Genomic DNA, 8,091 nt, shown 5'->3' with positions numbered 1-8,091 from the left:
AGCGTGGCGACGGTGCGGCCCTCGGGAATGAGGATGCTTGGCGTGTTGGGATAGCCGAAAAACGCGACTGGCGCGCGTGCGCCCGCGAGAATCACCGAGCTCGATTTTGAGAGCGCGTCGAGCGCCATTTCCGGGAAGTAGGGCAGCTTCTCGACCGGCGGCATAGCGCCGCCGCGCTCGATCCGCGCGGGGAAAGTTTCGCATATCAGGCGGCATCCGCTCTTCGCGGCGATTCGCGCCGCGGCCCTAAGGCCGCGCTCGCGAAGCGCCGCGCCCCCCATGAAGAGCACGCTCTTCGCGCCGTCGCGGCCGAGGACCTCGGCCGCTGCGCGCACGCCGCTCTCCGGCGCCGCGGGACGCGGCGGGACGGGACGCGGCCCCGCGGCCGCGCCGGCTTCGCTCCATTGGCAATCGGCCGGAACGATAAGCGTCGAGCCATGGCCGGGCGCGCGCATCGCTTCGGCGATCGCCTCGGCGGTGTCGGCGGCGATACCGCCAGCGCTGGTCGAATGGCGCACCCATGCGGAGACCGGGCGCGCGAGCGATTCGATATCGGAGGTCAGCGGCGCGTCGGCCCTGAGATGCCAGGTTGCGTGGTCGCCGATCACGTTGACCACTGGCGAATGCGCGCGCCGCGCGTTGTGCAGATTGGCGATCCCGTTGGCGAAGCCGGGGCCGAGATGGGTCAGCGTCAGCGCCGGGCGGTCGGCCATCCGCGCGTAGCCGTCCGCCGCGCCGGTGACGACGCCCTCGAACAGCGCCAGCACCGAGCGCATCCGTGGCGCGCCGTCGAGCGCCGCGACCAGCGGCATCTCGGTCGTGCCGGGGTTGGCGAAGCAGACGTCGACTCCGCAATTGAGAGCGGTCAGGATCAGGCTCTCGGCTCCGTTCATCTCCAGTCAACTCCGCTTCGCAACAGGTTCGGGCCCGATGAATGACTACAACGTTTGCGAAACCGTGCGCATCACCTTGCCGGGCAATCCGCCCTGGTATTGGCCGCGCGCAAAAAGAACCTCGCCGCCGACGATCGTGTACTCGATTCCTTCCGCGCGTTCGATCAAACGTGGCTCGTTGCCGGGCAGATCGCTTACCCACTCGGGTTTGAGCGGCTTGATTGTCGCCGGATCGAAAATGACGAGGTCGGCGTCCATCCCGGGCGCAAGCCGCCCCTTGCCGCCCAGTTCGAGAAAGTCGGCGAGCTCCGAGGTCAGCCGCCGCACGCCCTCTTCGAGCGTCAGCAGGCCGCGGCGATGCACCCATTCATGCAGCAGGTAGGAGGTGAGGCCGGCGTCGCAATGCTGCGCGACGTGCGCGCCCGCGTCGCTGAGGCCGATGAGCGTATTGGGCAGCTTGAGGATCCGGCTCACCACGTCGGGATTGACGTTGATCACCGAAAGCGTCACGCCCAGTTCCATCCGCTCGTCCAGCGCGAGGTCGAGCAGCGCGTCGACGGCGTCCTTGCCGGTTGCGGCCGCCACTTCGGCGATGCTCAGGTTGAGGAAGCGCCGATTGCGCTCGTTTTCGACCCGCACTACGTGAACGCGGTCCCATCGGCCGCGGAAGATCGCGCTGCCGCCGCTGTCTCCGATTTCGGCCCGGAACGCGTTGCGGAAGTCCGACGAGCCGACGAGCGCCATCTGTTCCTGGATGCTGCGGTTGAAGATTCCCTTCCACGAATCGAGCGCGGCAAAGATGAACGGCTCGCGCATCGTGTAGTACTGCTGGATCGGGCGGGGCGTAACCTGCGGCAGGATCTTGAGGCCGCTTTCGACCAATGGCGCCAGACGCTCGACGATGCGCTGATGCGCCTCGGGCGGCGTGCCGGGGAGATCGAGCAGCGCGAGCCAGGTCACCGGCCGCGCGCTCTCGCGCGCGAGCATCGTCAAAAGATCGAGGCCGCTTTCATTGGGCACGCTGGTCGAGCCGCGGTTGGGAAGAATCTCGATAATGCCGCGGCCGAGCTCGCGCATCGTATGGCAGAGCGCACGCAGTTCGCCGTCGCTCGCCATCCGGCTCGCCAGCGGACGCCCCTGAAAGCCGATATGTTGCGGCGCGAGGCTGAGCGAGACGCCGGCGGCCCCGGCACGGAGGGCTTCGCCATAGAGACGCGCCATCTCGGCCGTCTCGGATTCGGTCGCGGCGCGCTCCGCGGCCTGCTCGCCGATGACGTAGAAACGCAGCGCCGAGAGCGGCACGAGGAAGCCGACGTTGAGCGCGACGCCGCGGCGCTCGACTGCCGCCATGTATTGCGGAAAACTTTCCCAGTCCCAGGTCACTCCGCGCATCAGCACGTCGTGGGGCAGAGCCTCGACGTTGACCAGGTCCCACGCCATGGTGGATTGCTGGCCGGGGCGGCAGGGCGCGACGCCTACGCCGCAATTGCCCATCAGCAGCGTGGTGACGCCATGCCACGACGAGCAGGTGAGCAGCGGGTCCCACGAAATCTGTGCGTCGTAGTGCGTGTGGATATCGATAAAGCCGGGCGCCAGCACCGCGCCGTCGGCGTCGATCTCGCGCCGCGCCGGGCCGCCAACATCGCCCATCGCGGCGATCTTGCCTTCGCTGACCGCGAGCGCGCCCCCTCGCACGGGAGCGCCCGTGCCATCGCAGATGGCGGCATTGCGGATCAGCAGGTCATAGGCCATCGTCAGGTTCCTCCGCGATGCGGGGCGCGCGAGAACTGAGCGAGCTTCGCGCCGTCTCGATGGAGTGTCAAGGCGTGCGCGGCGCGCCTCTCGTCTCCTACGCGAAGGCCGGCATCACCTCGCGCGCGAACAGCTCGACCGTCTGCGGCGGGGCCATGTCGGCAAACATCATCGTGAACATCGTGATGCCCCACGAGACGCGCTCGCGAAACTGCCTGACGACCTCGTCGGGTGTGCCCTTTATCGCGGTGAATGAGAAAGGCTTGCGCCCCTTGACCATCTCCCACTTCTGATCCGCTTCGGCCTTGTTCGCGCCGATACAGACCATCACCTGCTCCGATACGGTGATTTCTTTGGGGTCGCGACCCACGGCGCGGCAATGTTCGTGCAGCACGCCAAGCGTTTTCTTGAAGTCGCGATAGCCGGCCGGGATGTTCCAGCGATCGGCGTACTTGGCGACCAGGCGCAGCATCACCTTCTCGCCCGCGCCGCCGATCATGATCGGCGGATGCGGTTTCTGCACCGGTTTGGGATTGTTGGGCGCATCGGTGACCGAGTAGTAGCGGCCTTTGAAGGTGGCGCGGTTCTCGGTGAACATCGCCTTTAAGATTTGCAATCCCTCCTCGAGCTGGCGCAAGCGCGCGCCCACCGACGGAAATTCGTAGCCGTTGGCGCGATACTCCTGCTCCATCCATCCCGCGCCCAGCCCGACCTCGAGCCGCCCGTTGGAGATCTGATCGATCGTGGTGAGCGATTTGGCCAGCAGCGCCGGGTTGCGAAAGGAGTTGCACAGCACCAGCGTGCCGATCCGCACGCGCTCGGTGCGGGCGGCGATAGCGCTCATCATCGTCACCGCCTCGAGCAGATCGACGTCGATGAGGCCGAGCGTCCAGAAGTGATCGACCAGCCAGAACGAATGATAGCCCAGGCGCTCGGCCATCTCGGCGCGGTCGAGCAGAGTCTTGACGGTCGCGCCGGCCTGCGGCGACCAGAACGCGAATTCGATTTTTTCGCTCATCGGGGTGGAACTCCTTGGTCGGCTTCCGCGGTGATCATCAGATCGATTCTTTTCTTTTATCGTTTCTCTTTTACTGTTTTACTGCGCGGATGCACAACGCAACCAGACGGCGAAACGAAATCGCGTTCCGGATGGCCTTGGTCGCCCTGACCTTGGCGATAGCGGCCGCGTTCGGCGATTCGCATCGCGCGGTTGCAGCGTCACCGGAACCGGGATTCTCGCAAGTCGGCGCGCCGCGCGCGCTCGAGGGCGCGCCCGGAATCTATGAATGGCATTTTGTCGCGGGGCGCGGGCCGTCGCCGTTCGATCGTGTCGGGCTCCATCGAATCACGAGCGGCCCGGTCGCGCCGGCCCATACGGGAATCGTGATGCTCTATCTGCCGGGCACCAACATGAACGGGGAGGTCGCGGTTGACGACGTGCGCTACTCGATGCCGCTTTATCTGGCCGCGCACGGCATCGACGTGTGGACAATGGACTATCGGACGCATTTCGTCCCTGCCGACACGCCGGCGAAAAAGCTTTCCGTAATGGCCGGATGGACGAATCGTGCGTTTGCCGATGATATCGGAGCAGCGGCGGCGTTCATCAGAGCGACAACACATCAGGGCAGGCTCTTCGTCGCGGGGTTCAGCCGCGGCGCGAGCTTTGCCTATCTCTTCGCGGCGCTTCATCCGCAAGAAGTGGCTGGACTCGTGATTCTCGACGGCTTCATTCCCCGCGGTCCCGCGCCGGCGATGCCCGCGGGGCGCGTCGCCGACGATGTCGGCGGGCGCCATCTGACCTACGACAAGCGCCGCGCGCTGATGGAGGCGGTGATTCGCGATCCCGGCGGCCCGGCGCCGCTGCCGAAATACAAAACCGCGGCCGAGAATCTCGAACACGTGGTGTATGAGGCGGGCGGCCTGTTCGGCGGACACGGCGGGCTCGCGAATCCACAAGGCGGATTTTCCGATCCGTCGGTGCTGGCGCGGGTGCTGATCGGGTACGACCGATGGTGGCCGGCCGTGCAGGATTACGACAATCCGTTCGACGCGGGCGCGCTCGCTCGGCTCAAAGCTTCAAAGATTCCCGTGATCGCATTCGCCAGCACGAACATTTCCGCCAAGTGGCCGGCGATGGTGGCGGAATCCGCCGCGGCGACCGGCAGCGCCGACGTCACGGTCAAGCGGCTCGACGGATGGGGCCACCTGGACGTGATTTGCGGCACCCACGCGGAGAGCGAAGTTTACGCGCGGGTGCTGGCGTTCCTCAGGCGGCATCAGAAGTAGGCGGCGGCGCGACCGCAACTCGCGGACGCAGCATCAGGGTCGCCACAAGCGCCCACATTCCGAACCCCAAGCCGAGCAGCGACCATGCCACCCGCGAGCGGCCACGCCGCGCGGCGATCGTTGCGGTGAGCGGCGCGAGCGCCGCGTCGATAATCAACGAGGTCGCGATAATCTCGGCCGGCCCCCCGCGATAGCGCATCAGGGCGAAGCCCGAGGTTACGTTGAGGATGGATGCGATCGCCCACATCGGATTACATGCACACCAGCTCGAGCGCTCTCGTCGATCGCTTGTACCGCACAGCCGCATCATCGTGGTTGCGGCTCGCATATGGTTTGCGGCGCTGGTCGGCGGGGCTATAGTGTTTAGGAATGGCACGCCGCGACGCTGAAAATATCATTTCCAAGCTGCGCCAGATGAGCGAGGAAGGGTTGGGGAGCGTTATGGGCGAGCTGATGGCCAACGAACGAATGCGCAAGAGCCTGGGCCGCGCGGGAGAGCGTTTGATGGCCAACAAGCACGTCTTCGACCGCAACGTCGAGACGGTTTTGGATTTCGTCAACATCCCGTCCAAGCGCGACATCCGCGAACTCAAGTCTCGGCTCGACACGCTATCGAGCCAACTGGTCAACCTTAGCATCAAGATCGACCGGATGCTGTCCGCGGAGGAGATGGCGGCCTCGCGCCGTGGTCATTCCGATTCGGAGATCCGGCCCGTCCGTCCGGTCCCGCCTGAGGGCTCGACTTCGGGACAGCGTCCCGTGCGGCGCCGGCGCAAGGGCCGCGGCGGCATTAGCTCCGACTAGCCGAATCCGCCTCCGGCACATTCACGCGATCTCGAAGCTCTGCCCGAGCCGCGCGAGGTCGGCAAGGTCGGCCGGCTCTCGTCCAAGATCGGGCGCCGCGACGAGCTCGAGGTCCGGCGACTCGCCGGCGCGCAGGGACGCGATCGCGGCCGTTTCGCGCTGCTTGAGCGCGGCGAACTCGGCGGCCGCGCGAGCGAGTTTGCGTTTGAGCGCGGGTTCAAGCGGCGCCCGCGCGATCTGCTCATGCGGCACAATCGGGGGCAACGTCCGGTTGACGATGACCGCGCGCGGCTCGATCTCGGCCGCGCGCAGCGCCGCAAGAAATTCGTGCGCCTGTGCGATGCGCTCCGGCTCGGCGGTTGTGACCACCACCACCGCGGTGTCCGGGGCGACGAGCAATCGCTGGGCGCGCGCGGCGCGCTCGGCGAATCCGGCATACATCCCGTCGAAGCTCCGCACGAAGGCTTGCACGTCGCCCAGCATATGCAGCCCGGTCAAGCGGTCGAAAGCGGAGAGCACGGCGCGAGCGGCGAGGTCAACGACGCTGAAGCCGCGGCGCATCCCGCCCCCGAGCAGCGTCACCGCGCGCGAATTGAGCAGCTCGAGGAGGCGGCGGGGCGCGTCGAGAAAGTCCAGCGCCTCACGCGCGGGCGGCGTGTCGAGCACCACCAGGTCAGTCGCCGGCTCCTCGCTCAATTCGAGCAGCCGTTCCATCGCCATGTAATCCCCCACGCCAGCCAGCGCCTGCGAGAGATTGCGATAGATGCGGTTCTGCATGATCGCGTCGGCGGCGGCGGGCGAGGGCGCGTGGCGGGCGATGATACCGTCGAACGTGCGCTTGGGGTCCATGCGGAGCGCACGCAGGCGCCCGGCGCGGCGCGCCGGGCGCCTGCGCGCGGCAACGCCCGCGCCGGCCAAGCCGCCCGCCGCGTCGTCGGTCATCCCCGTATCGTGGATTCCGTCGAGCGCGAGGTCGTCGAGCGCGACCTCGTGGGGCTCGGCGGCGTTCACGCCGCCGAGCCCCAGCGCGTCGAGCAAACGGGGTGCTGGGTCGACGGTCATCACGTCGACCCGCCGCCCCACAATCGCGGCTGAGAGCGCGAGCGTGGCGCTGATCGTGGTCTTGCCGACGCCGCCGGGGCCAAGGCAGACGAGCAAACGGTTCTTGAGCAGCCCGTGCGGGGCGTGCGCGGCGGTCATCGGGATTTCGTCGGGGATTTCGCCGGAGGCTTTGTCGGCCGGGTGCGTTTCGCCCGCCGCGCGGCGAGTTTGAGCGCGCGGGTCGGTGCTTGCGGTTGACGCGCGAATGTTCGCGGCGCAGCCGCGAACATCGCCGCGTCGAAGGCGCGGCTCAGCTCCTCCAGTTCAGCCCGGCCCAGGGCCGGGCTGAACAGCATCGGCAGTTCGACCACGCTGAGGCCGGCGCGGGACGCTTCGCGGCGCGCGCGCGCCGCGAAACGCCCCGCGCCGTCGCGCCATTGCGCAAGGCGCGCGTATCCCGGGTCCGCGCCCGGCGCGCCCAGCGCCTCCAGGTCGCTCAGCGTGAACAGCGCGGACGGCACGCAATTGAGCGCCGCTGCGGCGACGTTTACGCCGAGCCGGCCGCGAAGCACGTCGGATGCCTCGAGCGCTTCGCGCAGCGCCATCTCCTGCGGTGTCAGCGTGAGCATCACCGAAAAACGCGCCGCGTCGGCGATGAAGCTCTCGACGTTGGCGGCAAGGCGGTTGAGCGTTCCGAGCGGCGCGATTTGCTTGAGCGCTCCCGGCACCGCGAGCAGTTCCAGCGCACTACCCGTGGCCGGAGCGTCCACCACCGCGTAGCGATCCTCCAGCGCCGCGCGCCCGGCAATCAGCCGGAGCCGCTCGAGCATCAGGAACGCTTCCAGCCCCGGCAGTGCGGCGGTCACGTAGCCGAAGGTGCGGCTTCGCAGCATCCGGCGCGCGATCGCCTTCATCGGCACCAGTCGCTCGATGAAGGCCTCGAGTTCGGTGGCGGCGCTGAGCGAGATGGTTTCGAGGTCGACGGGCGCTTCCGCGCCGTCGCGCGGTGAGGCATGGACAGCGGAGTGATCGCGCGGCACGATCCCGAGCATCCGCGCCGCCCACATCCGCTGGTCAAGATCGACCAGCGTCGTGGGCCGCCGGCGCGCGAGCCAAAGCGCGAGGGCGGCGGCGACCGCGCTCTTGCCCGTGCCGCCCTTGCCGGTGACGAGGATTAACCGCGCGAGGGCCATGTAGCTAATTGATAGCGGGCATTGTGGCGAATCAAACGGGTTTCGTTAATAGGAAACTGAAAGGCGTAATTGGCAATTGGGCGCAAAACTGCTATTCAGCGGGAAACTCTGGGAACTTA

Annotated in this window: 8 protein-coding genes; 2 read left to right on the top strand and 6 right to left on the bottom strand. The window is 67.3% G+C overall.

Annotation, left to right across the window (positions count from 1 at the left end; translation table 11 throughout):
- From VMI09_08365 to VMI09_08355, 3 genes are all read right to left on the bottom strand, one after another.
- Positions 1-893, bottom strand: an 893-nt coding sequence (locus VMI09_08365) for an acetolactate synthase large subunit (protein HTQ24697.1), incomplete at its 3' end; no start/stop codon positions are given.
- 45 nt (positions 894-938) lie between these two features.
- The gene (locus tag VMI09_08360) at positions 939-2,645 is read right to left on the bottom strand and encodes an amidohydrolase family protein (GenBank protein ID HTQ24696.1); all 1,707 of its coding nucleotides are present in this window, start codon (positions 2,643-2,645) and stop codon (positions 939-941) included.
- A gap of 97 nt (positions 2,646-2,742) precedes the next feature.
- The gene (locus VMI09_08355) at positions 2,743-3,663 is read right to left on the bottom strand and encodes a TIGR03560 family F420-dependent LLM class oxidoreductase (protein ID HTQ24695.1); all 921 of its coding nucleotides are present in this window, start codon (positions 3,661-3,663) and stop codon (positions 2,743-2,745) included.
- A gap of 131 nt (positions 3,664-3,794) precedes the next feature.
- Between VMI09_08355 and VMI09_08350 the strand changes: the two genes are divergently transcribed.
- Positions 3,795-4,934 (top strand): alpha/beta fold hydrolase, encoded by a 1,140-nt coding sequence (locus tag VMI09_08350; GenBank protein ID HTQ24694.1) that lies wholly within the window; start codon positions 3,795-3,797, stop codon positions 4,932-4,934.
- Here the strand turns inward: VMI09_08350 and VMI09_08345 are convergent.
- Positions 4,915-5,181: a hypothetical protein gene (locus tag VMI09_08345; protein ID HTQ24693.1), complete on the bottom strand. Its 267-nt coding sequence runs from the start codon at positions 5,179-5,181 to the stop codon at positions 4,915-4,917. The genes VMI09_08350 and VMI09_08345 overlap by 20 nt on opposite strands.
- Positions 5,182-5,303: 122 nt before the next feature.
- Here VMI09_08345 and VMI09_08340 point away from each other — a divergent pair, with 122 nt between their 5' ends.
- Positions 5,304-5,738, top strand: coding sequence for a hypothetical protein (locus tag VMI09_08340; protein HTQ24692.1), 435 nt, complete (start codon positions 5,304-5,306; stop codon positions 5,736-5,738).
- A gap of 21 nt (positions 5,739-5,759) precedes the next feature.
- Here VMI09_08340 and VMI09_08335 read toward each other — a convergent pair whose 3' ends face one another.
- Positions 5,760-6,938, bottom strand: coding sequence for an ArsA-related P-loop ATPase (locus VMI09_08335; protein ID HTQ24691.1), 1,179 nt, complete (start codon positions 6,936-6,938; stop codon positions 5,760-5,762).
- Complete coding sequence (locus tag VMI09_08330) at positions 6,935-7,972, bottom strand: ArsA-related P-loop ATPase (protein ID HTQ24690.1); 1,038 nt, start codon at positions 7,970-7,972, stop codon at positions 6,935-6,937. The genes VMI09_08335 and VMI09_08330 overlap by 4 nt, the downstream gene beginning before the upstream one ends.
- Between the last annotated feature and the right edge of the window lie 119 nt (positions 7,973-8,091).

The sequence above is a fragment of the Candidatus Binataceae bacterium genome, from assembly GCA_035500095.1.
Taxonomy (GTDB): domain Bacteria; phylum Desulfobacterota; class Binatia; order Binatales; family Binataceae; genus JAKAVN01.
Note: the sequence above shows the minus strand (reverse complement) of the source record. Positions and strands in the feature narration are given on the sequence as shown.

What these genes read in the sequence shown, in the direction of transcription:
- VMI09_08360 (HTQ24696.1), bottom strand. Translation starts at nt 2,645, where the DNA reads ATGGCCTATGACCTGCTGATCCGCAATGCCGCCATCTGCGATGGCACG.
- VMI09_08355 (HTQ24695.1), bottom strand. Translation starts at nt 3,663, where the DNA reads ATGAGCGAAAAAATCGAATTCGCGTTCTGGTCGCCGCAGGCCGGCGCG.
- VMI09_08350 (HTQ24694.1), top strand. Translation starts at nt 3,795, where the DNA reads ATGGCCTTGGTCGCCCTGACCTTGGCGATAGCGGCCGCGTTCGGCGAT.
- VMI09_08345 (HTQ24693.1), bottom strand. Translation starts at nt 5,181, where the DNA reads ATGTGGGCGATCGCATCCATCCTCAACGTAACCTCGGGCTTCGCCCTG.
- VMI09_08340 (HTQ24692.1), top strand. Translation starts at nt 5,304, where the DNA reads ATGGCACGCCGCGACGCTGAAAATATCATTTCCAAGCTGCGCCAGATG.
- VMI09_08335 (HTQ24691.1), bottom strand. Translation starts at nt 6,938, where the DNA reads ATGACCGCCGCGCACGCCCCGCACGGGCTGCTCAAGAACCGTTTGCTC.
- VMI09_08330 (HTQ24690.1), bottom strand. Translation starts at nt 7,972, where the DNA reads ATGGCCCTCGCGCGGTTAATCCTCGTCACCGGCAAGGGCGGCACGGGC.